18 protein-coding genes and 4 pseudogenes are annotated in these 24,090 nt (G+C 69.2%); 10 read left to right on the top strand and 12 right to left on the bottom strand.

The window, feature by feature from the left end:
* Window positions 1-2 precede the first annotated feature (2 nt).
* Window positions 3-1,170 (bottom strand): annotated as a pseudogene (locus tag OJJOAM_RS21795) (ABC transporter substrate-binding protein).
* 360 nt (window positions 1,171-1,530) lie between these two features.
* On the opposite strand from OJJOAM_RS21795, the gene OJJOAM_RS21800 reads away from it, so the two are divergent.
* Genes OJJOAM_RS21800 through OJJOAM_RS21810 form a run of 3 tightly spaced genes read left to right on the top strand, consistent with a single transcriptional unit; the run spans window position 1,531 to window position 4,168 of the window.
* Window positions 1,531-2,628 (top strand): polysaccharide deacetylase family protein, encoded by a 1,098-nt coding sequence (locus OJJOAM_RS21800; RefSeq protein ID WP_422649814.1) that lies wholly within the window; start codon window positions 1,531-1,533, stop codon window positions 2,626-2,628.
* A gap of 23 nt (window positions 2,629-2,651) precedes the next feature.
* A complete protein-coding gene (locus OJJOAM_RS21805; RefSeq protein WP_422651012.1) occupies window positions 2,652-3,503 on the top strand; it encodes a GntR family transcriptional regulator in 852 nt (283 codons plus the stop codon).
* A 29-nt stretch (window positions 3,504-3,532) separates the two neighbouring features.
* The gene (locus OJJOAM_RS21810) at window positions 3,533-4,168 is read left to right on the top strand and encodes a flavin reductase family protein (RefSeq protein ID WP_422649815.1); all 636 of its coding nucleotides are present in this window, start codon (window positions 3,533-3,535) and stop codon (window positions 4,166-4,168) included.
* A gap of 6 nt (window positions 4,169-4,174) precedes the next feature.
* Here the strand turns inward: OJJOAM_RS21810 and OJJOAM_RS21815 are convergent, their stop codons facing one another.
* Window positions 4,175-4,690 carry a TfoX/Sxy family protein gene (locus OJJOAM_RS21815; RefSeq protein ID WP_422649816.1) on the bottom strand — a complete coding sequence of 172 codons (516 nt, stop codon included), beginning with the start codon at window positions 4,688-4,690 and terminating at the stop codon, window positions 4,175-4,177.
* Window positions 4,691-4,919: 229 nt separating this feature from the next.
* Here OJJOAM_RS21815 and OJJOAM_RS21820 point away from each other — a divergent pair.
* Window positions 4,920-6,516: pseudogene (locus OJJOAM_RS21820) on the top strand (acyl-CoA synthetase).
* A complete protein-coding gene (locus OJJOAM_RS21825) occupies window positions 6,513-7,121 on the top strand; it encodes an SAM-dependent methyltransferase (protein ID WP_422649817.1) in 609 nt (202 codons plus the stop codon). Before OJJOAM_RS21820 ends, OJJOAM_RS21825 begins: the two are co-directional and overlap by 4 nt.
* Here the strand turns inward: OJJOAM_RS21825 and OJJOAM_RS21830 are convergent.
* The 8 genes and pseudogenes from OJJOAM_RS21830 to OJJOAM_RS21865 all read right to left on the bottom strand — a co-directional run bounded on the left by OJJOAM_RS21830 (window position 7,103) and on the right by OJJOAM_RS21865 (window position 14,978).
* Window positions 7,103-7,231, bottom strand: a complete 129-nt coding sequence (locus OJJOAM_RS21830) for a hypothetical protein (RefSeq protein WP_422649818.1) — start codon at window positions 7,229-7,231, stop codon at window positions 7,103-7,105. The two genes, OJJOAM_RS21825 and OJJOAM_RS21830, sit on opposite strands and share 19 nt — an antisense overlap.
* A 23-nt stretch (window positions 7,232-7,254) precedes the next feature.
* The gene (locus OJJOAM_RS21835) at window positions 7,255-8,835 is read right to left on the bottom strand and encodes an MFS transporter (RefSeq protein ID WP_422649819.1); all 1,581 of its coding nucleotides are present in this window, start codon (window positions 8,833-8,835) and stop codon (window positions 7,255-7,257) included.
* On the bottom strand, window positions 8,835-9,995 hold the full coding sequence (locus OJJOAM_RS21840; protein WP_422649820.1) for an HlyD family secretion protein: 1,161 nt from the start codon (window positions 9,993-9,995) through the stop codon (window positions 8,835-8,837). The genes OJJOAM_RS21835 and OJJOAM_RS21840 overlap by 1 nt, the downstream gene beginning before the upstream one ends.
* A 97-nt stretch (window positions 9,996-10,092) precedes the next feature.
* On the bottom strand, window positions 10,093-10,326 hold the full coding sequence (locus tag OJJOAM_RS21845) for a hypothetical protein (RefSeq protein ID WP_422649821.1): 234 nt from the start codon (window positions 10,324-10,326) through the stop codon (window positions 10,093-10,095).
* A 148-nt stretch (window positions 10,327-10,474) separates the two neighbouring features.
* Window positions 10,475-11,386, bottom strand: coding sequence for a LysR family transcriptional regulator (locus tag OJJOAM_RS21850; protein ID WP_422651013.1), 912 nt, complete (start codon window positions 11,384-11,386; stop codon window positions 10,475-10,477).
* A 165-nt stretch (window positions 11,387-11,551) separates the two neighbouring features.
* A complete protein-coding gene (locus tag OJJOAM_RS21855; protein WP_422649822.1) occupies window positions 11,552-12,202 on the bottom strand; it encodes an FMN-binding negative transcriptional regulator in 651 nt (216 codons plus the stop codon).
* 227 nt (window positions 12,203-12,429) lie between these two features.
* Window positions 12,430-13,945 (bottom strand): annotated as a pseudogene (locus tag OJJOAM_RS21860) (PLP-dependent aminotransferase family protein).
* A 28-nt stretch (window positions 13,946-13,973) separates the two neighbouring features.
* On the bottom strand, window positions 13,974-14,978 hold the full coding sequence (locus OJJOAM_RS21865; protein WP_422649823.1) for a LysR family transcriptional regulator: 1,005 nt from the start codon (window positions 14,976-14,978) through the stop codon (window positions 13,974-13,976).
* Window positions 14,979-15,200: 222 nt separating this feature from the next.
* Between OJJOAM_RS21865 and OJJOAM_RS21870 the strand changes: the two are divergent.
* From OJJOAM_RS21870 to OJJOAM_RS21885, 4 genes and pseudogenes are all read left to right on the top strand, one after another.
* A pseudogene (locus tag OJJOAM_RS21870) lies at window positions 15,201-16,944 on the top strand (IlvD/Edd family dehydratase).
* Window positions 16,945-17,019: 75 nt separating this feature from the next.
* Window positions 17,020-18,606 (top strand): aldehyde dehydrogenase (NADP(+)), encoded by a 1,587-nt coding sequence (locus OJJOAM_RS21875; RefSeq protein ID WP_422649824.1) that lies wholly within the window; start codon window positions 17,020-17,022, stop codon window positions 18,604-18,606.
* Window positions 18,607-18,668: 62 nt separating this feature from the next.
* Entirely contained in the window at window positions 18,669-20,027 is a 1,359-nt protein-coding gene (locus OJJOAM_RS21880; RefSeq protein WP_422649825.1) for an MFS transporter, read from the top strand.
* A gap of 17 nt (window positions 20,028-20,044) precedes the next feature.
* Window positions 20,045-20,977: a dihydrodipicolinate synthase family protein gene (locus tag OJJOAM_RS21885; protein WP_422649826.1), complete on the top strand. Its 933-nt coding sequence runs from the start codon at window positions 20,045-20,047 to the stop codon at window positions 20,975-20,977.
* A gap of 119 nt (window positions 20,978-21,096) precedes the next feature.
* Here the strand turns inward: OJJOAM_RS21885 and OJJOAM_RS21890 are convergent, their stop codons facing one another.
* The gene (locus OJJOAM_RS21890) at window positions 21,097-22,398 is read right to left on the bottom strand and encodes a UDP-N-acetylglucosamine 1-carboxyvinyltransferase (RefSeq protein WP_422649827.1); all 1,302 of its coding nucleotides are present in this window, start codon (window positions 22,396-22,398) and stop codon (window positions 21,097-21,099) included.
* A gap of 304 nt (window positions 22,399-22,702) precedes the next feature.
* On the opposite strand from OJJOAM_RS21890, the gene OJJOAM_RS21895 reads away from it, so the two are divergent.
* A complete protein-coding gene (locus OJJOAM_RS21895) occupies window positions 22,703-23,086 on the top strand; it encodes a hypothetical protein (protein ID WP_422651014.1) in 384 nt (127 codons plus the stop codon).
* Window positions 23,087-23,120: 34 nt separating this feature from the next.
* Here the strand turns inward: OJJOAM_RS21895 and OJJOAM_RS21900 are convergent, their stop codons facing one another.
* Window positions 23,121-24,044, bottom strand: a complete 924-nt coding sequence (locus OJJOAM_RS21900; RefSeq protein WP_422649828.1) for a LysR family transcriptional regulator — start codon at window positions 24,042-24,044, stop codon at window positions 23,121-23,123.
* Window positions 24,045-24,090: the final 46 nt, after the last annotated feature.

Below are 24,090 nucleotides of genomic sequence, written 5' to 3' on the forward strand. Positions count from 1 at the left end.
CCTTACTTCGACGCGACCTGCTTGTCGGCGACCGGCACGATGCGGTTGTCGATGAACTGGGCCCAGACGTAGTCGTTCTCGGTCAGCGCGTCGTGCACCTGCGGCGAGAAGGGCTTCACATAGGTCTTGATCAGCCCTTCATGACGATCGATGGCGTAGAAGCCCTGGCGTACCGCATCGCCCTTGGTCGAGCCGGCGCGCTGGATCGCCAGCGCGGCAAGATGCGTGGCGTCATAGGCGTTGGCCACGCCCACCGCGGGGGTGATGTCGTCCGGCCCCTTGATGTCGCTGTACTTGGCCTTCAGCGCGTTGACGACGCGCGTGCCGACCGGCGAGGGCGCGCCGAAGAAGCTGTAGGTCTGCACGAAATGGACGTTGCGCGCGTTCGGGCCGGCCAGCTCGGTAAAGCGCCCGCCGGCGGGGCCCCAGTGCGACACCACCGGTACCTTCCAGCCCATGCGGTCCAGCGATTTGACGACCTGGGCGGACGGGCCGACGTTGCCGACCATCAGCAGCACATCGGCGCCCGCGGCCTTCAGGCGGCCAAGCTGCGGCACCACGTCGACATCGTTCGCCTCGAACTTCTCGATGCCGGCGGGCTTCATGCCCTTGGCGGTCAGCGCGGCGACGATGCCCTTCTCGTTGGACTCGCCCCACGGATTGTTGACCAGGATCAGTCCCGGTTTGGTCGCGCCAAAGGTCTTCTGTGCGTACTGCAGCATCGCCTTGTCGACCAGTTCGTCGACCGCGGAGACGCGGAACACGAAGTTGGGATTGGCGCCGTTGCGGGTGATCGGCGTGCCGGCCGCCCACGGCCCCATGAACGGCACCTTTTTCCTGGTTGGCGATCGGCACGATCGCCATCGACACCGGCGTGTCGAGGCCGCCGAACAGCACCGCGACCTTCTCCTTGTAGATCAGCTCGCGCGCGGCGAGCACGCCCTTGGCGGGATTGCTTTCGTCGTCGCGGCGGACCAGCTCGAGCTTGCGGCCGTTCAGCACGCCGCCCCTGGCATTGATCTCGTCGATCGCGATGGTCATGCCGCGCGTCAGCGCTTCGCCGGCGCGCGCGGACTGTCCCGTCATGGCGGTGATCAGGCCGATCTTGACGGGTTCGGCCGCCAGTGCCGGCACGGCGGGCAGCGCGCAGGCAGCGGCGACGGCAAGCATCAGCGCGCGGCGGCGCGGTTCGGGACGGTGGCGGGACATGGCAGTTCTCCGGATCGGTGCAACGGAAGGGAAAGATGTCGTGGAATCGACGGACCGCCGATCCGTTCGCAAGAGCCATGCCACAAGTCGACATCGAACCGCCATCCCTTGCGGGGACAGGGCCGGCAAATCGCAAACGATCTGGCCCGCATTTTGCGAACGATCTGCGTATGGATATGAATGCGATCGAAGCCGGTGCATGCCGCACGGACCCGGTGCGGGATGGGCGAAAGCGGGGCCATGGCGGTGCAGGGCACGCCGCGCTCCCGCTCGGATCTCGCGCCGATCTCGCGATCGCCAACCGACGAAAGGCACAGGGCGATGACCCACAACGCGAATCCGAATCTGAATCTGAATCCGCCTCCGGTGCCGGCCGCGGGGGAGGGCGCCGGCTGCCGCCACGCCGCCACTACCGCATTCGGCCCGCTGCGCACGCACGGGCGCTTTCCCTATCGGCCCATCACCGACGCCGACGATTTCGATTGGCCGGGCGGCGCGCGGCTCGCCGTCTATCTCGGCTTCAATATCGAGCACTTCGCCTTTGGCGAGGGGCTGGGCGCGAATATCGGGCCCGCTTCGCCGCAGCCGGACGTGCTCAACTACAGCTGGCGCGAATACGGCAACCGCGTCGGCGTCTGGCGTTGCCTGGATCTGTTCGACGCGCTGCGCATGCCCACCGGCGTGCTGCTCAATACCGCCCTGTACGACCATTGCCCCGAGGTGCCGGACGCCTTTCTTGCACGCGGCGACGAACTGATCGGGCATGGGCATACGAATGCGGTGCGCCAGAGCGATCTCGACGAAGCCGGCGAGCGCGCGCTGCTGCGCCATTGCCGCGAACGCATCGCCGCCCATGCCGGCAAGCCGCCCACCGGCTGGCTGTCGCCATGGATCTCGGAGAGCGCGCTGACGCCGGACCTGCTGTGCGAGACCGGCTATCGCTATACGCTGAACTGGTGCCACGACGATCGTCCGGTCCGAATGGCCACGCGCGGCGGGCCGCTATGGTCGATTCCCTACCCGCAGGAACTGAACGACATTCCGATGATCGTCGGCCGGCAGATGGACGGCGCCGCGTTCGCCGACATGATCGTCGACCATTTCGACGAGATGCTGGCGCAGGCCAACCACGCCACGCGCGGGCAGCCGCTGGTGATGGGGATCGCGCTGCATCCCTATCTGGTCGGGCAGCCGCATCGGCTGCGCCATCTGCGCAGGGCGCTGCGGCATATCGCGCAGCGCCGCGATGCCGGGGAGATCTGGATGACGACCCCCGGGGCGATCTGCGAGGCGATGGAGGACGCGGTGGAGGACGCGGTGGAGGACGCGGTAGAGGATGCGGTGGAGGATGCGGTGGTCGGGGCTCCCATTGCGCCGCGTGGCATGACCGCTACCATGGACGGCACGCTAACATCATGACCCTTCATTCGTTGACCGAATTCATGTCCGCCAACGTCGACAAAGCCGCCGCCAGGACGACGGCGAGATCCGGTACCAAGGTTTCCGCCAGGACTCTCGCAAAAACCGCCGCAAAAACCGCCGGCAAGGCGGCCCCCAAGTCCGCCGCCAGCAAGGGCAAGGCATCCCCGGCAGCGCCGGCGACCGCAGCCGCGCCGCCCGCAGGCCGGGCGGCCGACGCCGACGCGCGCATCTACCAGGCGATCTTCGACGGCGTGCTCAATCATCGCCTGACGCCCGGCACCAAGCTGCCCGAGCCCGAGCTGTGCCAGCTGTTTGGCGTGGGCCGCGCGGTGGTGCGGCGCGTGCTGGAGAAGCTCGCGCACGACGGCATCGTGGCGCTGCGGCCCAACAAGGGCGCGGTCATTGCCGAGCCGACGCCGGAGGAAACCGGCCAGATCTTCGAGGCACGGCGCGCGCTCGAACGCGTGCTGGTCGAGATGGCGGTGGCGCGCGCCACCGCGGCCGACCTGCGCGACCTGCGCCGTCAGCTGGCCGAGGAGCACGAGGCCATGCATCGTTTCGACCAGCCGTCGTGGGCCCGCCTGGCGAGCGGCTTTCATCTGCGCATCGCCGCGCTGGCACGCAACCCGGTGCTGCAGCGCTATCTGACCGAGCTGGTATCGCGCTGCTCGCTGATCGTCGGCCTGTACGAGCCGCCCGGCCATGCGCCATGCGAGCACGACGAGCACGCGGCGATCGTCGATTGCATCGAGAAGCGCGACGCGGCCGGTGCGATCGACCGGATGGACGCACATCTGCGCGAGCTGGAGCAGCGCATCGAGACCTCGCGCATGCAGGGCGAGAAGAGCCTGGCCCAGCTGCTCGGCCTGTGACACGACTTGAACGAGGCGATCGCGCCAACATGGAAATCGATTTCGACACCATTACCGAGTATCAGCGCTACAAGCTGATGGCCAGCCTGATCGTGCCGCGGCCGATCGCCCTGGTGACCACGCTGGGAGCGGACGGCACCGCCAATGCCGCGCCATTCTCGATGTTCAATATGCTGGGCGAGGAGCCGCCGATCGTGATGATCAGCGTCAACCGCCTGGCCGATGGCGCGCTGAAGGACACCGCGGCCAATATCGTGCGGTCCGGGGAATTTGTCGTGCATCTGTGCGACGAGGCCATGGCCGAACGGATGCACCGCTGCGGCGAGCGGCTGCCGCCGGATGTCAGCGAGCTGGCGCACGTGGGCCTGACGGCGGCGCCCAGCACGCGCATCGCGCCGCCGCGCATCGCCGAGGCGCCGGTCGCGTTCGAATGCCGGCTGTGGGAGACGCTGGAGACCGAGAGCCGCCAGATCTTCATCGGCCGCGTGCTGCGGCTGCACGCGCGAGACGGCCTGATCGACACCGAACGCTGGCGCGTCAGGCTGCAGGACTATTTTCCGGTCGGCCGTTTCGGCGCGAGCTTCTACGTGACCACGCGCGACCGTTTCTCGCTGGAGCAGGAGGCGGGCAAGCCGGCCGCGTCCACCGCGATCGACGAGATCTGACGGGGGCTATCCCCGCGCCTTGCGCCGCGGCTGGTGCTGGGGCTGGACGGCATCCTTCTTCGCCGCCGCCTTCTTCGCTGTGACCGTCTTCGCTGCCGCGTTCTTCGGTGCTGCCTTCGTCGGTGCCGCTTTTTTCGCAGCGGGCTTGCGCCCGGCCGGCGCCGCGTTCGCCAGCCGCAGCGTGGCCTCCACCGCCTCGCGCGCCCAGGGCTCCATCTCGCCGGGTGACTCCAGGCACTGGGCCGGCAGGCTCAGGTAGTGCCGCATCACCACCTCCTTGTCGCGGCTCCGATAGCTGAAGGGCTCGCAGCCTTGCGCCTCGAATCGCGGCAGCGTGACCGCGTCGGCCTTCAGATAGCAGCGGCCATCGGTCACCAGCCCGAACATCAGCCCGTCGTAGTACAGGCCATGCCCGCCGAACATCCGCTTCGCGGCGATCGGCCCGATGCGCGCGGCCAGTGGCGCCATCAGTTCGAGCAGATGGTCGACGAAGGGATCCGGACGACGGGCTGACGTGGACATGGGGGGACTGGCGGGGTGGCATGCGATCCGGCGATGGTAGCACCGTCCGCACCGGGCCCAGGGGGGATGCGCCGCCGCGCGAATGCTGCTAGCCTGACGCGGCCGGCGGCCGATGTTCCCCGCAGCGGTCCGCCGCGAGCAGGATGCATGGAACGAGCTCGGAACGAGCACAGAATGCGCACAAGACGCGCACAGGACGCGCACAACAACAGGCACAGGAGACAGCAGCATGACGCTAGACCAGCAGGCGGCGATCCGCCGCGCGCATCAGCATGGCGTGGGAGACATCCTGCGGCGCTCGGCGCAGCGCACGCCCGACAAGACCGCCATCGTCTGCGGCGACGTGCAGTGGAGCTACCGCGATTTCGACCAGATCTGCGACCGGCTGGTCGCCGCGCTGTCGCAGCAGGGCATCGCCGCCGGCGACCGCGTCGCCATCCTGTCGCGCAATTCGCACGCCTTCGCGGCGATGCGCTTCGCGCTGGCCCGCATGGGCGCGGTGCTGGTGCCGATCAATTTCATGCTCAATGCCGGCGAGGTCGCCTACATCCTGCGCAGCTCGGGCGCGCGCACGCTGCTGGTAGGCGCGGGCTTCGAGGCGCTGGCCGTCGCCGCGGTCGAGCAGGGCACGGCCGATGGCGTGCAGATCGGCCTGCAGATCTGGCTGCCCTCGGAGGACCAGGCCGACGGCGCGCCCGAAGGCATGCTGCGCTTCGACGACCTGCTGATGGCCAGCGCGCCGGTGCCCGACATCGCGCCCATCGATCCGCGTGCGCTGCTGCAGATCATCTACACCAGCGGTACCGAGTCGCTGCCCAAGGGCGCGATGCTGAGCCACGAGGCGGTGCTGTGGGAGTACGTGACCTGCATCGTCGAGGGCAATATGCAGGCCGACGACGTGGTGCTGCACGCGCTGCCGCTGTATCACTGCGCGCAGCTCGATGTGTTCCTCGGCCCCGCGGTGTATCTCGGGGCGACCAACATCATCACGGGCCAGCCGCGGCCCGACGTGATCCTGCCGCTGATCGCGCGCCATCGCGTCAATGCGTTCTTCGCGCCGCCGTCGATCTGGATCGCGCTGCTGCGCTCGCCGCTGTTCGAAGGCGCGGACCTCGGGTCGCTGGCCAAGGGTTACTACGGGGCGTCGATCATGCCGGTCGAGGTGCTGAAGGAAATGCAGCGCCGCATGCCGGGCGTGCGGCTGTGGAACTTCTACGGCCAGACCGAGATCGCGCCGCTGGCGACCGTGCTGCATCCGGACGACCAGCTGCGCAAGGCCGGCTCGGCCGGCAAGCCGGCGCTCAATGTCGAGACGCGCATCGTCGACGACGAGATGCGCGATGTCGCGACGGGCGAGATCGGCGAGATCGTCCACCGCTCGCCGCAACTGCTGGACGGCTACTACAACGATCCCGAACGCACGGCGGAGGCCTTCCGCGGCGGCTGGTTCCATAGCGGCGACCTGGCCGTGCGCGACGAGGGAGGGCTATATCACGATCGTCGACCGCAAGAAGGACATGATCAAGAGCGGCGGCGAGAACGTGGCCAGCCGCGAAGTGGAGGAAATGATCTTCCGCATTCCCGAAGTGTCCGAGGTCGCGGTGATCGGCCTGCCGGATCCCTACTGGGTCGAGGCGGTGACCGCGGTGATCGTGCTCAAGGAAGGGCAATCGCTGTCCGAGCAGCAGGTGATCGACTTCTGCAAGGCAGGCATGGCGCATTTCAAGGTGCCCAAGCGCGTGATCTTCGCCGATGCGCTGCCGAAGAATCCCAGCGGCAAGCTGCTCAAGCGCGAACTGCGCCGCCGGTACGAGGCGCAGGCATGAGCGCCGGCGAGCCGACCCCCGACGCCTACTTCGACGCCGTCTACGCCAACGGCGACGATCCCTGGCATTACCGCACGCGCTGGTTCGAGGCGCGCAAGCGCGCGCTGCTGCTGGCGATGCTCGATCGGCCGCGCTATCGCTCGGCCTTCGAGCCCGGCTGCGCCAATGGCGAAATGACGGCCGCGCTGGCGCCGCGCTGCGAAGCGCTGCTGGCGGCCGACCGGCACGCGCGCGCGGTCCAGGCCGCGGCCGCGCGTGCCGGCCACGCCCCGCACGTGCGCGTGGAAGCGATCAGGGTGCCAGCGGAATGGCCGCGGCAGCGCTTCGATCTGGTGGTGCTCAGCGAGTTCTGCTACTACCTGGCGCCGGATCAGGTTGCCTTGCTCGCGCGACGGGTACGCGAGTCGATGGAGCCCGACGGGCTGCTGCTGGCCTGCCACTGGCGTCATCCGTTCGACGAGCAGGCGTGCCCCGCGCCCGAGGTGCATCGCATCCTCGAGCAGGAAACCGGCTTCGCGCGCACGGGCCGCTATCGGGAAGACGACTTCATGATCGACGCGTGGGCCGCCGATGGGTTGAGGCCGACTCAGCGCGAGGCCGGCTGATTCGCTGCCTTGCGTCTTGGCCTGGCGGCCACCACTGCCGGGCCTACCTGCTGCGTGCCCAGATGCATCGCCAGATAGTCGATCGGCACGCGCACCTTCGGCGCCGGCACGCGTCCGCCGATCCCCGCCGCGCTCAGTGTGCGGTGGTGCGCCCGGCGGCGTGGCTGGCGTAGCGGCCCAGCGCCACCTTGATCGCCAGCAGCACGGGGATCGCCACGACAAACAGCAGCGCCAGCGACAGGAAGCCGGCGTTGAAGGCGAGGGCGCCCGCCTGCCGATCCAGCAGCGGTTCCAGCGTCGCGGCGATCGCCACGGCGGGATCGGCGTGCGACAGTGCCTGCCGCAGCGGCGTTTCCATCGATCCCGGGGCCAGCGGCGCCTCCATGCCGACCGGCAGCGTCTGGACCAGCGCGGTGCGGGCGGCCCCGTGGCGATGATGCAGATACGTCTGCAGGAAGGCGATGCCGATCAGCCCGCCGAATTGCCGGCCGAAGTTGAACAGCGCGGCGCCCTGGCAGGCCAGCGCCGCCGGCAGCCCGGCCAGCGTGACCAGCGTCAGCGACAGGAACATCAGCCCGAGGCCGAAGCCGCGGATCAGCAGCGGCGCGGTCATGTCGGGCAGGCCGCTGTACGCGGTGGCATACGACAGCATGCCCATCGCCAGCATGAACAGCACGATGCCGAGCGGAATCAGCTTGAATGGCGCCACCCGCGTGTACTGCGCCAGCGCGCCGCCCAGCAGCAGGCCCAGCGACGCGGTGGCGGCGCTCGATACCAGCAGATCGCCCGCGTGCGTTGGGCTGAGCCGCAGCACGTTGAGCGCGAAGGCGGGCAGCAGGAAGGCGCTGCCGAACAGCGCGAAGCCGGCCACGAAGCTGACGCAGAAGCCGAAGGCGAAATGCGGATCGCGGAACAGCCGCGCCTGCAGCCAGCGCGCGCCATCGCGCCGGCGCTGGCGCCATGCCGTCAGCAACAGGGTCGCCCCGGCCAGCAGGCCGGCCTGCACGATCGGTGGCGCGTGCAGCCAGTCGTGGCGATTGCCTTCCTGCAGCACGAATACCGTGGCGATCGACGCGACGGTCAGCAGCGCGATACCGATCGGATCGAGCGCGTGCGGTAGCCCCGAGCTTTCCGCGTCGCCACGTTGGTCAACCGGCTCGCTACGGAGCGCCAACAGCGCCAGCCCGATCCCCGCCAGCCCGAATGGCACACCCGCCAGGAACACCAGGCGCCAGGACCCATGATCGGTGACCCATCCCTGCGCCAGCGGTGCCAGCGTGGTCGGCGCCATCACGGTCGCCAGCGCGAACACCGCCTGGCTCAGCGGCACCCAGCTCGGCGGCGCATCGCGAAACAGCAGCGCCTGCGCGGTGGCGAGCACCAGCGCGGCGCTGGCGCCCTGCACGAAGCGGCAGGCGCCGAGCATCGCCAGATCGAGCGGCAGCGATGCGGCCGCGGTCGAGGCCACCAGCAGCACGCCGGCCCACCGCAGCACCGCCGCCTCGCCGAGGCCGCGCGCGACCGCGGCCGCAATGACGAACCCCGCCAGCTTCGCCGCGAAGTACAGGATGTTGAGCCATGCCGCCTCGTCCAGCGTCGCATGCAGCCCGCCGGCGAAATGCGCGCGATTGACCATCATCAGCGTGCCGTTGATGGCGTCGGTCAGGGCGAGCAGCGTCACCGCCGCCAGCAGCGTCGCAAAGCGCCGGTCCATCATTGGGCCTGCGCGAGTTGCTGCACGAGTCCCTGCGGTAGGCCCTGCGCGGCTTGCCGTGCGACCGGCGCCACCGGGGCAGCAGGGGCAGCAGGGGCAGCAGGGGCAGCAGGGGCAGCAGGGGCAGCAGGGGCAGCAGGGGCCGCTGCGCCGGATCGCGTATCGATCGACACCACCGCCGACAGCCCCGGCACCAGCTTGCCGTGCAGCGGACCGCCGCGCGCCGGCACGATCTTGACCGGCACGTGCTGCACGATCTTCGTGAAGTTTCCGGTGGCGTTGTCCGGCGGCAGCAGCGCGAACTGCGCGCCGCTGCCCGGCGACACGCTGGCGACCGTGCCGTCGATCGGCACGCCGGGATAGCTGTCGAGCTCGATCCGTACCGGGCTGCCGACGCGGACGCGATGCAGCTCGGTCTCCTTCAGGTTGGCGACGACCCAGGACGCCTCGACCGGCACCAGCGCCAGCGCCGGCGTGCCGGGCTGCACGTAGCGCCCGACGCGAATCTGCCGATTGCCGACCACGCCGTGGACCGGCGCACGCACCACGGTATTGCCGAGGTCGATGCGCGCCAGCTCCAGCCGTGCCTGTGCGGCCGCTTCGGCGGCCCTGGCCTCGTCGACCTGCGCCGCGATCACATCCAGACGGCGCCGCTCGGCATCGAGCTGGGCCAGCGCGCCTTGCTCGGCGGCCGCCGCCTGTTCGGCCTCGGCGCGCGCCAGCTCATAGGTCTGGCGGCTGCTGGCGTGGACCTCCAGCAGCTGGGCGTGGCGCCGATGATCGAGCGCCGCGCGGTGCGTGGCCGACTGGCGGATGCGCAGCGTCGCTTGCGCCTGCCGGATCTGCGCCTGCTGCAGCCGATGCTGGCGCTCGAGCGTGCCCAGCGCGGCTCGGCGTGCGCGCACATCGGCCTCGGCCTGGCTGACGCGCGCCAGATAGTCGGCATCGTCGATGCGGAACAGCACGTCGCCCGCGCGCACCGGCTGGTTGTCGTCGACCGCGACCGCGCGCACATAGCCGGCCACGCGCGGCGCCACCGCCGTGACGTCGGCGCGGACATAGGCGTTGTTGCTGGTCACCGTGTGCGCGCGGTGCTGCCACCAGCGATAGCCACCGTAGCCGGCCAGCAGCGCGCCGGCGATCGCCAGCGAGGCCAGCATCGTTCGCCGCGATGGGCGTTGCGCCAAGCGCCACGATGGCCGTCGGGAAGGGCCCGGAACCTTTGCCTGGGTCGCCATGCCATTGACTCCGCGCGGCCTAGCGATCGACGAAGGGATCGTTCAGGCGGACGCCGCGCCGGGGCCGCGGCCCGTCATCGAGCATCGGATGCCGGTGATTGATATCGCTCAGGCTCATGCCGATCGGCGCGGGCGCCGGTGTGGACGTCGTGGCGGCGCCGTTGCCGCCGTCGTCCTGCCTGGTGGCGCAGCCGGACAGTGCGGCCGCGGCGATCGCGAGCGCGATCGAACTGGGGTAGAACCGAAACGTCATCGTGGGCCCGGCATCGTTGCATGCCGCCTCGTGGTGGAAGTGGCACGACTATAGGCAGGGCGCTCACGCAGGGGAAATCGAACGATTCGATGCCCCCCATGCGGCGTTTCGATGGGGACGTGCCCGCCGCGGCGGGCGTTTGGCACCGTCAGTCTTCCGGCGGCGCCAGCATCGCGGCAAAGGCGTCGACGAGGTGCTGGCGCACATAGCGATGCACAGGATCGCCGTCGGCACGGCTGTGCCAGTGCAGACCGATCGTGACGGTGTCCTCGGTGCCGCGCACCGGCACACAGGCCAGCGTGCCTTCGCGCACGATCAGCGGCGCGACGACGGCGGGCAGCACCGCGACCACCGGGGCGGCCTGCAGCAGCCGGCTCAGCGTCAGCAGGCTCTCCACTTCGGTGGGCATCGCGCCGGTGTGCTGCAACTGGCCGAGAAAGGCGTTGCCTCCCGAGCCGAGTGCGATCGCATGCGACAGGCCGATCGCCTGCAGCGCGCGCAATTCGCCGGCGCCGACGCTGGCCGGCAGTGGCAGTTGCGCGGGCGCATGGGCACAGACCAGATGGCAACGATGCAGGTCCGCGATGCGATGCCAGTCCTTCGTCGCGAGCGGCACGCCGGTGACCGCCATATCGATCTCGCGGGCGTCGAGGGCGTCCGGCATGCGGTCCGCCGTCAGGGCGCGCGACACCACCCGGATCGACGGCGCTTCGCGCGCCAGCGCGGCGCACAGCACCGGCAGCAGCATGGCCTCCAGCGGTTCCGGCAGCGCGATGCGCAGGCGCGCCTGCGCCGTCGAGGGGTCGAACTCGCCGGCGGGTCGAACCAGTCCATAGGCATCGTTCAGCAGCGCGCGTACCGGTTCGATCAGCGCCGCGGCCTTGGCGGTGGGCTCCATGCCCCTGGCGCCGCGCACGAACAGCGGGTCGTCGAACAGCCGCCGTAAGCGCGCCAGCATATGGCTGACGGCCGGCTGGCCGAGAAACAGCTGCCGGGCCGCGCCGCTGACCGAACGCTGGCTCGCCAGCGCATCGAAGGCGACCAGCAGGTTCAGGTCCAGTGCGCGGAATTTGCGGTAGTCGAGGGGGGGCGATGTTGTTCAATGCATGCGTGGATATGTGGGCCGATGTGTGCGCCGCGTCGTTGCGCGGCCCGGTGACCGGATCCATGCCGTTTCTCCGTCGAGTTCGCCGCGCCAGCCGGGATCCGCCTGGCTCCATGGCCGTTATTGGGTGTCGCGGTCCCTGGGCTCCGCGATGGCATCGAGCATCGCCTGGCCGAGCGCGACGTCGCCTTGCTGCTTGAGTGCCTCGGCCGCGCTGACCTTGTCCCGCAGTTCGCGATTCTGGCTCAGCTTGAACTTGCCGACCAGCCGCGTGATGTCGATCTCGATGCCGACGATCGCCTTCAGCATCGTATCGATGTAGTCGGCCGGCGCGTCTGTCATCTTCCACGGCTGCGGCCGCGAGGCCTCGTGCGTGCGGGTCAGGCGCGCCACCACGCCCCTGACATACCGTTCCTCATCGCGGATCGTGATCCTGCCGTGGGCATGGACCACCCGGTAGTTCCACGTCGGCACCTGCTTGTGGGTCTCGTGCTTGCTCGGAAACCACGTCGGCGTGATGTACCCATCCTCGGCGCGGAACACGACCATCACCTCGTCGCCGTTCCGCACGTCCTGCCATACCGGATTCGCCCGGGCGACATGGGCGCGCAGCGTGCCGTTCCGGCCGGTGGACAGGTCGAGCTCGAACGGCAGATGGTTGGCGTCCAGGCCATCCGCGCCATACGTGACCAGCATCGCGAACGGATACTCACGAATCAGGCGGTGCAGCGCGTCGACGTCCTGCACTTCGAAATGGGAGGGGATGTACATGGTCTCGAACTGGTTTCGAATAGCGGAAAGGACTGGCGTGGCGACGGACGGGCCTCAGCGGGCGACCTCGGGGGTGGACCTCACCGGTGGACCTCGTCCATGCTCCATGATCGGCCCGTAGCCGGCCGGAAGAAAGAGCCATTCTGGAGGTATTCGAATGGACCAGTATTCGGGGTAATGGCTGATCCCAGGGAGTCCGCCCAAGCCTTCGCCGGGTGTTTCTTTTTTCAGCCGGCCCGGGATACGCCCCTGGTCCGGGCGGCGGACCCAAGCACCTTCGACAGCTTCTTCACCGCCGCGTCGATCTGCTCGTCGGTGTAGCCGCCGAGTCCGAGCACCAGGCCCGGGCGCGCGTTTCGGCTGGAGTACATCGGCGACACCGGCCTGACCGCCACGCCCGCCTCCATCGCGAGCGAGGCAATCCACTGGTCGTCCCACCCTGCGGCAAGCCACAGCACCAGGTGCATGCCCTGGTCCCCGGGCTGGAGCCAGGCCAGCCCGGGCGGTATCCAGCGCGCGATTGCCGCGATCAGATGCTGGCGCCGGTCCGCATAGACCAGCCGGACTCGGCGGATATGCCGGTCGAGGTGTCCTTCGTCGATGAATGCCGCCAGCACATGCTGGTCGGCGCTGGGCGAATGCCGGTCGATCAGGACGCGGGCGCCGCAGAACGCCGGCACCAGTGCCTGCGGAACGATGGCATAGCCGAGCCGCAGCGAAGGGAAGAGGATCTTGCTGAAGGTGCCCAGATAGACCACGCGGTCGGGGGCGAGCCCCTGCAGCGAGGGGGAAGGGGTGGCCGACGTAGCGCAATTCGCTGTCGTAGTCGTCCTCGACGATCCAGGAGCCGTTGGCGCGCGCCCAGGCCAGCAGCGCGTTTCGTCTCGCCATGGTCAGCGGCATGCCCAGCGGATATTGATGCGAGGGCGTGACGAAGGCCACGCGCGCGCGCTCGGCCATCGCGCGGCCCGCCTCGACGTCCATGCCGGCCTCGTCGACCGGTACGCGGACCATGCCGCGCCGGTGTCCCGTGCTCTCCAGGATGCCGGTGATGCCGCGGTAGGCTGGATCTTCGACCCACGCGAGGTCATCGGCGTCGAGCAGCACCTGGCACGACAGGTAGAGGCCCTGCTGCGTGCCGGAGGTGACGACCACCTGCTCCGGCGTGCAATGGACCGAGCGGGACCGGCGCACGTAGTCGGCAATCGCGCAGCGGAGCGCCGGCACGCCTTGGGGGTCGTCGTAACCGGAGGGCGCGGCCGCACGCAGCGCTCGCGTGCGATTGCCCAGCCGGCGCCATACGTCGTCGGGCGCGGTGGGGCCCACCGGCACCGAAACCGCAAAGGGCACGGGCGGCAGCGGCGCGAATTGCCGCGCGAGGTCGGCAAAGGCCGCGGCCCGCGTGCTCAATCGCACGGGGGCCGCCGGCGCATCGGCATGGCGGGCCGGCATGCGGCGCTGCGGTACATCGGATAACGCTGTCGCGACCCTGGTGCCGGCGCCGGCCTGGGCTTCGAGATAGCCCTCGGCAATCAGCTGCTCGAACGCCTCCAGCACGGTCCCGCGCGACACGCCCAGCGAGCTCGCCAGATGGCGCGTCGATGGCAGCAGCTCGCCCGGTTTCAGTTCTCCTCGGCGGATCGCCTCGCGCAGCAGCCGCGACAGCTGTCTGCCGAGCTGTCCGGCGGACCGGTCCAGCTTGCCGATGGAGGGCAGCTCCATTGCGTGACGGTGTCGTGCCATGTCTTCGCGCGTCGAAATGGATCAGGGGTCAATGCCGGTCGCGGGCGGCGTGGCCATTGGCATTGACATTGGGATTGACATTGGCATTCGCGTCGGCATAGACCACGCGGCCAGCGGCCCGCAGCGCCTCCACCATCAGCGTGGCGGCCGGCGACAGCAGCCGGTCGGTGCGCGTGATGATGCCGAAGTCGTCCATATGGCAGGGAACGTCCAGCGGCAGGATGGCCACCATGCCGTGGCGCGCATAGTACTCGGCGACATCGGCGGCCAGTACCGCCAGCATGTCGCTCTGCTCGATCATCTGCGTGACGAACAGCAGCGCGGCGGTCTCGACCACATTGGTCGGCGGCACCAGGCTGGCGCGCTGGAACATCAGATCGAAGCGATGGCGCAGCACGCTGCCGGCCGGCGGCACGATCCACGTGGCCGGTTCCAGATCGGCCAGCGACAGTGCCGGCGTGTCCAGCAGCGGATGGCCGCAGCGCGCCACCACGCAGACCGGCTCGCCGGCCAGCGGTTCGTAGCGCAGTTGCAGCTTGTCGTGCTCGGCGAACAGCCGGGCCACCACCAGATCGAGCTTGTCCTGCGCCAGGCGCTCCAGCAGCACGTTGCTGTTCTCGATTTCCAGCGAGACCCGCAGCCCGGGGTTGTCGCGCTTGAGCTCGGCCACCGCGGGCGGCAGCAGCTTGACCGCGGGCGAGGTGATCGCGCCGACCGCGACATGGCCGAGGCGGCCCGCGCGCAGGCCCATCACTTCCTCTTGCGCCTGATCGAGGCTGCCGACCACGGCCCGTGCGTGGCGGATCATCGCGTCGCCATACAGCGTGGGCCGCATGCCGCGCGGCAGCCGTTCGAACAACGGCACGCCCAGCATGTCCTCGAGTTCGCGCAGCAGCTTCGATGCGGCGGGCTGCGTCATGTTCAGGACCGCCGCGGCGCGATGAATATTGCCTTCCTCGGCCAATGCCACCAGCAGCAGCAATTGGCGGGTTTTCAGGCGGGCGCGGATGTACCAGGGCGGGGAAGTCGGCATCGGGTTAACACGGATATCTGATTCGATATCGCAATGGCGCGATTTTTCATTAGAAGGATATCCGATCGGTTTGTACACTGCCGCCTGTCGAAAACAAAACCGATCGCCCAAGGCGCGACGCAGCCAGGAGACACCCTCAGCTGCCCCCAAATCCCGATGACGTCCCCGCCGCGCGGCTGATGCCGCGGGCCGGCGTTCGTCCCGCCGCATTCAGGAATTTCCATGCCGGATTCAAAACCCAAGCTCCGCTCCGCCCAATGGTTCGGCACCGCCGACAAGAACGGCTTCATGTACCGCAGCTGGATGAAAAACCAGGGCATTCCCAATCATGAATTCGATGGCCGGCCGATCATCGGCATTTGCAATACGTGGTCGGAATTGACGCCGTGCAACGCGCATTTCCGCAAGCTGGCCGAGCACGTCAAGCGCGGCGTCCATGAAGCCGGCGGCTTTCCGGTCGAATTCCCGGTGTTCTCGAATGGCGAATCGAATCTGCGGCCGACCGCGATGCTGACGCGCAACCTGGCCGCGATGGACGTCGAGGAAGCGATTCGCGGCAATCCGGTCGATGCCGTCGTGCTGCTGGCCGGCTGCGACAAGACCACGCCGGCGCTGCTGATGGGCGCGGCCAGCTGCGATGTGCCGGCGATCGTAGTCAGCGGCGGGCCGATGCTCAACGGCAAGCTCGACGGCAAGGACATCGGCTCGGGCACCGCGGTCTGGCAGCTGCACGAATCGCTGAAGGCGGGCGAGATCGACCTGCATCATTTCCTGTCGGCCGAGGCCGGCATGTCGCGCTCGGCCGGCACCTGCAACACGATGGGCACCGCCTCGACGATGGCCTGCATGGCCGAGGCGCTAGGCACCACGCTGCCGCACAACGCGGCGATTCCCGCGGTCGATGCGCGCCGCTACGTGCTGGCCCACATGTCCGGCATCCGCATCGTCGAGATGGCCCGAGAAGGGCTGTGCCTGTCGAAGATCCTGACGCGCGAGGCCTTCGAGAACGCGATCCGCACCAATGCCGCGATCGGCGGTTCCACCAACGCCGTGATCCACCTGAAGGCGATCGCCGGCCGCATCGGCGTGCCGCTCGAACTGGAGGACTGGACCCGCATCGGCCGCGATACCCCCCACCATCGTCGACCTGATGCCGTCGGGACGCTTCCTGATGGAGGAGTTCTACTACGCCGGCGGCCTGCCCGCGGTGCTGCGCCGGCTCGGCGAGGGTGGCCTGCTGCCGCATCCGGGCGCGCTGACCGTCAACGGCCGGACGCTGTGGGACAACGTCAGGGACGCACCGAACTTCAACGACGAGGTGATCCGCCCGCTCGATCGTCCGCTGATTGCGGACGGCAGCATCCGCGTGCTGCGCGGCAACCTGGCCCCGCGCGGCGCGGTCCTCAAGCCCTCGGCGGCCACGCCTTCGCTGCTCAAGCACCGCGGCCGCGCGGTGGTGTTCGAAAACCTGGAGCACTACAAGGCCCGCATCGTCGACGAATCGCTCGAGGTCGATGCCAGCTCGGTGCTGGTGATGAAGAACTGCGGGCCCAAGGGATACCCCGGCATGGCCGAGGTCGGCAACATGGGCCTGCCGCCGAAGCTGCTGCGGCAGGGCGTCAAGGACATGGTGCGGATCTCCGATGCGCGCATGAGCGGCACGGCCTACGGCACCGTGGTGCTGCACGTCGCGCCGGAGGCCGCGGCGGGCGGTCCGCTGGCGGCGGTGCGGGACGGCGACTGGATCGAGCTCGACTGCGAGGCCGGCACGCTGCATCTGGACATCTCGACCGAGGAGCTGGCCGACCGCATGGAGATGTTCCGACCGCCGCAGCCCGAGGGCCGCGCGGGAGAGGGCGGCTATCAACGGCTCTATGTCGACCACGTGCTGCAGGCCGACCAGGGCTGCGATCTCGATTTCCTGGTGGGCTGCCGTGGTGCCGATGTGCCACGCCACTCGCATTGAGCGTGCATGGCACGGCAACGCATGCACGGCAACGCATGCACGGCAACCGATGAACGGCAACCAGGAGCACACGACATGCCATTGACCGGCCATCAACTGATCGGCGCCACCGCGCGCCGCGGCGGCGGCGGGGCCTTCCACGCGGTCCATGCGGCCAGCGGCGAGATCATCGCCGAACCCGTTTTCCATGGCGCCTCGAGCGCCGAGGTGGACCGGGCCTGCGTCCGGGCCGAGCAGGCCTTCGACGCCTACCGTACGCTGCCCGACGAGACGCGCGCCGCGTTTCTCGACGATATCGCGGCGCGCATCGACGCCATCGGCGATGCGCTGATCCTGCGCGCGATGGACGAAACCGGCCTGGCGCGCGCCCGGCTCGAGGGCGAGCGCGCCCGCACCACCGGCCAATTGCGCATGTTCGCGGCGCTGGTGCGCAGCGGCGACGCTTGGGATGCCCGCATCGAACCGGCCCTGCCCGAGCGGCAGCCGCCGCGCACCGATCTGCGGCTGCGGCGCATCGGCGTCGGCCCCGTGGCGGTGTTCGGCGCCAGCAATTTCCCGCTGGCTTTCTCGGTCGCCGGCGGCGATACCGCTTCGGCGCTGGCGGCGGGCTGCCCCGTGGTGGTCAAGGCCCATCCCGCGCATCCGGGCACCTCGGAACTGGTCGGCCGCGCGGTGCAGCAGGCGGTGGCCGCGGCGGGCCTGCCCGAAGGCGTGTTCTCGCTGCTGTTCGATGCCGGCCATGCGGTCGGCGCGGCATTGGTCGCGCATCCGGCCATCCAGGCGGTCGGCTTCACCGGCTCGCGGCGCGGCGGCCTCGCGCTGATGGCGATCGCCGCGGCGCGGCCCGCACCCATTCCGGTGTATGCCGAGATGAGCAGCGTCAATCCGAATATCCTGCTGCCTGCCGCCCTGGCATGCCGCGGCGAAGCGCTGGCGCGCGACTTCGTCGCCTCGGTGACGCTGGGCTGCGGTCAGTTCTGCACCAATCCGGGTCTCGTGCTGGCGGTCGGCGGCGAAGCGTTCGAGCGCTTCGTCGCCGCGGCGGCCAGCGCGATCGCCGCGGTGCCCGCCGGTGTGATGCTGACCGCCGGTATCGCGCGTGCCTATGCCGAAGGCATCGAACGCCTGTCGTCGCATCCGGCGGTCACCACCGTGGCGCAAGGCGCCAACGTCGCGGGCCGTGCCACCGCGAGCCTGTTCCGAGTGCACGCCGCCGATCTGATGGCCGACGCGGCCCTCGCCGAGGAATGCTTCGGCCCGTGCAGCGTGCTGGTCGAATGCGAGGACGCCGACCAGCTGCGCCGGGTGCTGGAGCAGGGCGAAGGGCAGCTGACCGCGACGCTGCATCTGGACGACGCGGACCACGACGCCGCCCGTGCGCTGCTGCCGGTGCTCGAGCGCAAGGCCGGCCGCATCCTGGCGAACGGCTTTCCGACCGGCGTCGAGGTCTGCGATGCGATGGTCCATGGCGGGCCGTTTCCGGCGACATCGGACGGGCGCAGCACCTCGGTCGGCACCGCCGCGATCGAACGCTTCCTGCGTCCTGTCTGCTATCAGAACCTGCCCGATGCGCTGCTGCCCGACGCCTTGCGCGACGGCAATCCGCTCGGGCTGCGGCGCCGCGTCGGCGGCAAGGTGGAGGCGGTGGCCACGCCGGCCTGACCCCTGCGCATCGAGGCCCATCCCGATATTCACAACATGCAGAACAATGTGAGGAGACCCATATGAACAGCCATTCCACGGCCGGGCTGGACCAGCCCGTACCGCAGCCCGTGCCGCTGCCGCACGACCCCGCCGACGCCGCTCCCGCGGAAGAGTCCCGCATCATCGGCATGCTGACCCGCAAGCTGATTCCGTTCCTCGCGCTGATCTACGTCGTCGCCTACATCGACCGCTCGGTGGTCGGCTTCGCCAAGCTGCATATGAACGCCGCGGTCGGCATCAGCGATGCCGCCTACGGTCTCGGCGCCGGGCTGTTCTTCATCGGCTATTTCCTGTGCGAGGTGCCGAGCAATCTGGCGCTGGAGCGCTTCGGCGCGCGCCGCTGGTTCGCGCGCATCCTGCTGACCTGGGGCCTGATCACGATGGCGATGGCGCTGATCCACAACGCCACCACCTTCTACGTGCTGCGCTTTCTGCTGGGCGCGGCCGAGGCGGGGCTCTATCCCGGCATCCTGTACTTCCTGACCAAGTGGTTCCCGATGCGGCATCGCGCCCGCATCATCGGCCTGCTGGTGCTGGCGCAGCCGATCGCGCTGATCATTACCGGCCCGATCGCCGGCTGGGTGCTGTCGACGCCGGGGCTGTTCGGCATGTCGAACTGGCAGACGCTGTTCGTCGTCAGCGGCCTGCCTGCGGTGCTGCTGTGCCTGCCGACGCTGCGGCTGGTGCCGGAGTCCCCGGCGGACGCGAAATGGCTGTCGGCACGCGATCGTGCCTGGATCGAGCGCGAACTCGCCGCAGACCAGAAGACCTTCGCGCTGAAGTCGCACGGCAACCCGCTGAAGGCGCTGAAGGACAAGCGCGTGCTGCTGCTGTCGCTGCTGTTCCTGCCGTTTCCGCTGAGCATCTACGGGCTGTCGCTGTGGTTGCCGACCATCATCAAGCAGTTCGGCGTCACCGATGCGAGTACCGGCCTGCTGTCGGCGGTGCCGTATCTGTTCGCGGTGGTCGGCCTGTATCTGGTGCCGCGCCATTCGGACCGCAAGGGCGAGCGCTACTGGCACATCGTGGTGGTGTCGAGCGCGGCCGCGCTGACGATGGCGGCGAGCGCCTGGGTGCAGACGCCCGCGCTGCAGTTCCTGTTGATCTGCCTGACGGCCTTCTCGATCTATTCGATCCAGGCGGTGGTGTGGGCGCTGCCGGGGCAGTTCCTGACCGGCGCCAGCGCCGCGGTCGGCATCGCCACCATCAATTCGCTGGCCAATCTGGGCGGCTATCTCGGTCCCTACGGCATCGGCCTGATCAAGGACGCGACCGGAAGCCTCGCCGCCGGCCTCTATTTCCTCGCCGCGATGCTGGTGTTCGCGGTGGTCATGACCTTCGTGGTACGCGCTGCGCTCGAGCCGCGCACGCCGCGCTGATACGGCAAGTCCTGCATATGTCTTACACCTACGCCTCGCCGCGCTACCGCGGCATCTTTCCGGTGGTGCCGACCACCTTTACCGAAACCGGCGAGCTCGATCTGCCCAGCCAGAAGCGCGCGGTCGACTTCATGATCGACGCCGGCGCCGACGGCCTGTGCGTCCTGGCCAATTTCTCGGAGCAATTCGCGCTGTCGGACGACGAGCGCGAGGTGCTGACGCGCACCGTGCTGGAGCATGTGCGCGGCAGGGTGCCGGTGATCGTCACCACCACGCACTACAGTACGGGCGTCTGCATCGCGCGCAGCCGGCGCGCGCAGCAGATGGGCGCCGCAATGGTGATGGTGATGCCGCCCTACCATGGCGCGACGTTCCGCGTGCCGGAGGCGCAGATCCACGAGTTCTACGCGCGGCTGTCGGACGCGATCCGCATCCCGATCATGATCCAGGATGCGCCGGCCAGCGGCACCGTGCTGTCGGCGCCGTTCCTTGCGCGCATGGCGCGCGAGATCGAGCAGGTGGCGTACTTCAAGATCGAGACGCCGGGCGCGGCCAACAAGCTGCGCGAACTGATCCGGCTGGGCGGCGACGCGGTGGAAGGGCCGTGGGATGGCGAGGAAGCGATCACGCTGCTGGCCGACCTGGAGGCCGGTGCCACCGGCGCGATGACCGGCGGCGGCTTTCCGGACGGCATCCGGCCGATCATCGAGGCGCACCGCCGGGGCGATGCCGATCTGGCCTTCACGCTGTACCAGCGCTGGCTGCCGCTGATCAACCACGAGAACCGGCAGGCGGGCATCCTCGCGGCCAAGGCGCTGATGAAGGAGGGCGGCGTGATCGCCTGCGAGGCGCCGCGCCACCCGCTGCCGCCGATGCATCCGGCAACGCGCAGGGAACTGATCGCGATCGCGCGGCGGCTCGATCCGCTGGTGCTGCGCTGGGCGAAATAGCGGCACCTAGCGGTACGTAGCGGCGGACGATGGCAATGTGGCGGCCTTGCGGGCCGCCACATTGCATTGCGAAGGCGGGCGGTTTGCCGACCGTCTCGCTGGCCGTCTCGTCGGTCGACTTACTCGCCGTCGGTCCACTCCACCTGCACGCCGAGGCTGCGCAGGTTTTCGACGAAGCGTGGATGCGCGCGGCGGATCGGCGCCGCATTGCGGATCTCCGAGCGGCCGTCGATGCTGGCGGCCACCATGAACAGCGCGATGGCGACGCGGATGATGTAGGGGCTTTCCACCACGGCCGGCGCCAGCGTGTTGCCGCCGAAGGTGATCAAGCGGTGCGGGTCCGACGAGAACACATGCGCGCCGAACTTCGACAGCTCGCTGGTCCAGCCGAGCGCGCTGTCGTAGACCTTGTTCCAGAACATCGCATTGCCCTGCGCCCGCACGCCCAGCGCGATGAAGATCGGCAGCAGGTCGACCGGGAAATAGGGCCACGGCGCGGCCTCGACCTTGGTCAGCACATTGCTGGTGAAGGGCGTCTGCACCTGCAGCGGGCCCGAGCGCTCCGCGCGCGACCAGCCATCCTCGTGCACGATGCGCACGCCGAACTTCTCGAAGGTCCGATCGATCAGCGGGAAATTCGCCGGCGCGCCGTTGCGCACCACCACGTCGCCATTGGTGATCGCGCCAAGCGCGAGGAAGGTCGTGATCTCGTGGAAGTCCTCGTCGAAGGTGAACTCGCCCCCGCCGAGCTTCTCGCCGCCATGCACGGTCACGCGCGACGTGCCGATGCCCTCGATGCGCGCGCCCATCATCGTCATGAAGCGGCAGAACTCCTGCACGTGCGGTTCGGACGCGGCATTGGTCAGCGTCGAGGTGCCGTCGGCCGCGGCCGCGCACATCACGAAGTTCTCGGTGGTGGTGACCGACGCGTAGTCGAGCCAATGGTCGATGGGCCGCAGCGGGCCCTTGCTGTGCAGCAGCAGCGAGCCCTCGGCGCGTTCGACCTCGCCGCCGAAGCGGCGGAAGATTTCGACGTGCGGATCGATCTCGCGCACGCCCAGCGTGCAGCCCTTGACGTTGTCCTCGAGCCGCGCGACGCCGAAGCGGCTCAGCAGCGGCGGCACCAGCATGATCGAGGAGCGCATTTCCTCGGGCAGATGGTGGCGAGCGGGGTCGAATTCGGTATCGCGGTGATGCAGGTCCAGCGTGCCGCTGTCATGGTCCATGCGGACATCGCTGCCCAGCGTGCGGAAGATATCGAGGATCTTGCGCACGTCGGTGATGTCGGGCACGCCGTGCAGCCGCACCGGCTGGTCGGTCAGCAGGGTGGCGCACAGCACCGGCAGCACGGCGTTCTTGTTGGCGGAGGGTACGATGCGGCCACGCAGCGGCGTGCCGCCATGCACGATCAGATTTGACATGAGGGAGAGCGTCCGTGCCGCGCCGGCGGGCGGCGCCGAACGGCGGTAAGCGGTGGAAACGGACGGCATTGTACTGCCCCGGCCGCCGGCGCGGGCGATCGCCGAGGTCGCTATAATGCCCCGGCTACGGGCGCGCCGCCGCCATGCGGCCTTTGCATCGCCTGTGTTTTGGCCTGTGTTTTGGCCCGTGCGTTGGCCCGTGCTTCGTCCCGTTCTGCGCCGCCATCCCGCAACGCCAGCACCAACCAGCACCATCGCGCCACACCCGCCTCGATCCGCGTCGACATGAACGCCCCCCTTTCCGATCCGCAAGGAGTGCCCCCCTGGTGCCTGCGTCTGCGGCCGCGAGCAGCTGCTCGACGATCCGCAGGCGGACATCCGCGTGCTGCGGCTGACCAAGGAAGAGGAGAAGCGGCTGATCGCGCGGCTGGAAGACGTGCAGACGCTCGACGACCTGCGCCGCATGCAGGAGAAAATGCATGCATTGCTCGGCATCACCGTGACGATCGAGCCGAGCATTCACGGCGTGCGCACCGTGCGCGGCTTCAACATCGAACTGGCCGACCAGCTCGGCTTGTGCAAGAAGACCCGGCAGACCATTCCCGCGGCGATCCGCCGCTGTCTCGAGCGCCATCCCGAGATCGCCTACGCGATTCTGGATGCGCAGGGGCTGCTGGGCGAGGGCTGAAGTCTCCGCGCCAGGACGGGGCCGGCGCCCCTGTTCAATTCCACGGCGCCCCGTCGGCCCATGCGCGATCGATCTCGTCGATCAGCCGCCGCACCTTCGGCGACAGATGGCGCCGGTTCGGATAGACCGCGCAGACCGGCGCCCCCGGACCGGTGAACGCCTCCAGCACCGGCACCAGCGTGCCCGCGCGCAGATCGCCGCCGACCAGGAAGGCCGCGATCTGCACCAGCCCAGCATCCGCCAGCGCCAGGTCGCGCATCGCCTCGGTATTGTTCATGCGCCAGCGTCCCTCGATCGCCAGCGTGCAGGTGCGGCCGTCGACCGTGAAGCGCCACGGCGGGGCCATGCCGGCGTGCGTATAGACGATGGTGTCGTGGCGCGCGATGTCGTCCAGCGTCCTTGGCGTGCCGTGCGTCGCCAGATAGCTCGGCGTGGCGCAGGTCACCAGCCGGTGCGGCGCCAGCACGCGGCGGATCAGCCCGCTGTCGTGCTCGCCGCCGACGCGGATCGCGAGGTCGATGCCGTCGCGCACCAGATCGCTGTATTCGTCGGAGAAGGACACCTCGGCCCGCAGTTCGGGCCATTGCGCCAGGTACCGGCGCAGGATCGGCACGATATGCAGGCGCCCGAGCGTGACCGGCAGATCGATGCGCAGGCGGCCGCGCGGCACCTCGTTGCGCCAGGCCAGCGCGGCCTGCGCTTCGTCGACCTCGGCGAGGATCCGCACCGCATGCTCGTAGAAGAGGCGACCCTCATCGGTCAGGCTGACGCTGCGCGTGGTCCGCTGCAGCAGGCGCGCGGCCAGTCCCGCTTCCAGCCGGCCGATGCATTTGCCGACCGCCGAGCGCGAGATCCCGAGCCGCTGCGCCGCCAGCGTGAAGCTGTGCGCCTGCGCGACCTGCACGAAGGCGCGCACGTCGCCCAGGTGATCGAGCGCGATGCCTTCCCCATTAGGCACGATTCGTCCCCAGTGTTGCGAAAGTTGGCTACTTTATCACCGCATT

The organism is Cupriavidus sp. H18C1 (assembly GCF_049311595.1).
GTDB classification, from domain to species: Bacteria; Pseudomonadota; Gammaproteobacteria; order Burkholderiales; family Burkholderiaceae; genus Cupriavidus; species Cupriavidus cauae.

Excerpts from the sequence above, each read along its gene's own strand:
- OJJOAM_RS21800 (WP_422649814.1), top strand. The coding sequence starts at position 1,531 with ATGACCCACAACGCGAATCCGAATCTGAATCTGAATCCGCCTCCGGTG.
- OJJOAM_RS21805 (WP_422651012.1), top strand. The coding sequence starts at position 2,652 with ATGTCCGCCAACGTCGACAAAGCCGCCGCCAGGACGACGGCGAGATCC.
- OJJOAM_RS21810 (WP_422649815.1), top strand. The coding sequence starts at position 3,533 with ATGGAAATCGATTTCGACACCATTACCGAGTATCAGCGCTACAAGCTG.
- OJJOAM_RS21815 (WP_422649816.1), bottom strand. The coding sequence starts at position 4,690 with ATGTCCACGTCAGCCCGTCGTCCGGATCCCTTCGTCGACCATCTGCTC.
- OJJOAM_RS21825 (WP_422649817.1), top strand. The coding sequence starts at position 6,513 with ATGAGCGCCGGCGAGCCGACCCCCGACGCCTACTTCGACGCCGTCTAC.
- OJJOAM_RS21835 (WP_422649819.1), bottom strand. The coding sequence starts at position 8,835 with ATGGACCGGCGCTTTGCGACGCTGCTGGCGGCGGTGACGCTGCTCGCC.
- OJJOAM_RS21840 (WP_422649820.1), bottom strand. The coding sequence starts at position 9,995 with ATGCTGGCCTCGCTGGCGATCGCCGGCGCGCTGCTGGCCGGCTACGGT.
- OJJOAM_RS21845 (WP_422649821.1), bottom strand. The coding sequence starts at position 10,326 with ATGACGTTTCGGTTCTACCCCAGTTCGATCGCGCTCGCGATCGCCGCG.
- OJJOAM_RS21855 (WP_422649822.1), bottom strand. The coding sequence starts at position 12,202 with ATGTACATCCCCTCCCATTTCGAAGTGCAGGACGTCGACGCGCTGCAC.
- OJJOAM_RS21865 (WP_422649823.1), bottom strand. The coding sequence starts at position 14,978 with ATGCCGACTTCCCCGCCCTGGTACATCCGCGCCCGCCTGAAAACCCGC.
- OJJOAM_RS21875 (WP_422649824.1), top strand. The coding sequence starts at position 17,020 with ATGCCATTGACCGGCCATCAACTGATCGGCGCCACCGCGCGCCGCGGC.
- OJJOAM_RS21880 (WP_422649825.1), top strand. The coding sequence starts at position 18,669 with ATGAACAGCCATTCCACGGCCGGGCTGGACCAGCCCGTACCGCAGCCC.
- OJJOAM_RS21885 (WP_422649826.1), top strand. The coding sequence starts at position 20,045 with ATGTCTTACACCTACGCCTCGCCGCGCTACCGCGGCATCTTTCCGGTG.
- OJJOAM_RS21890 (WP_422649827.1), bottom strand. The coding sequence starts at position 22,398 with ATGTCAAATCTGATCGTGCATGGCGGCACGCCGCTGCGTGGCCGCATC.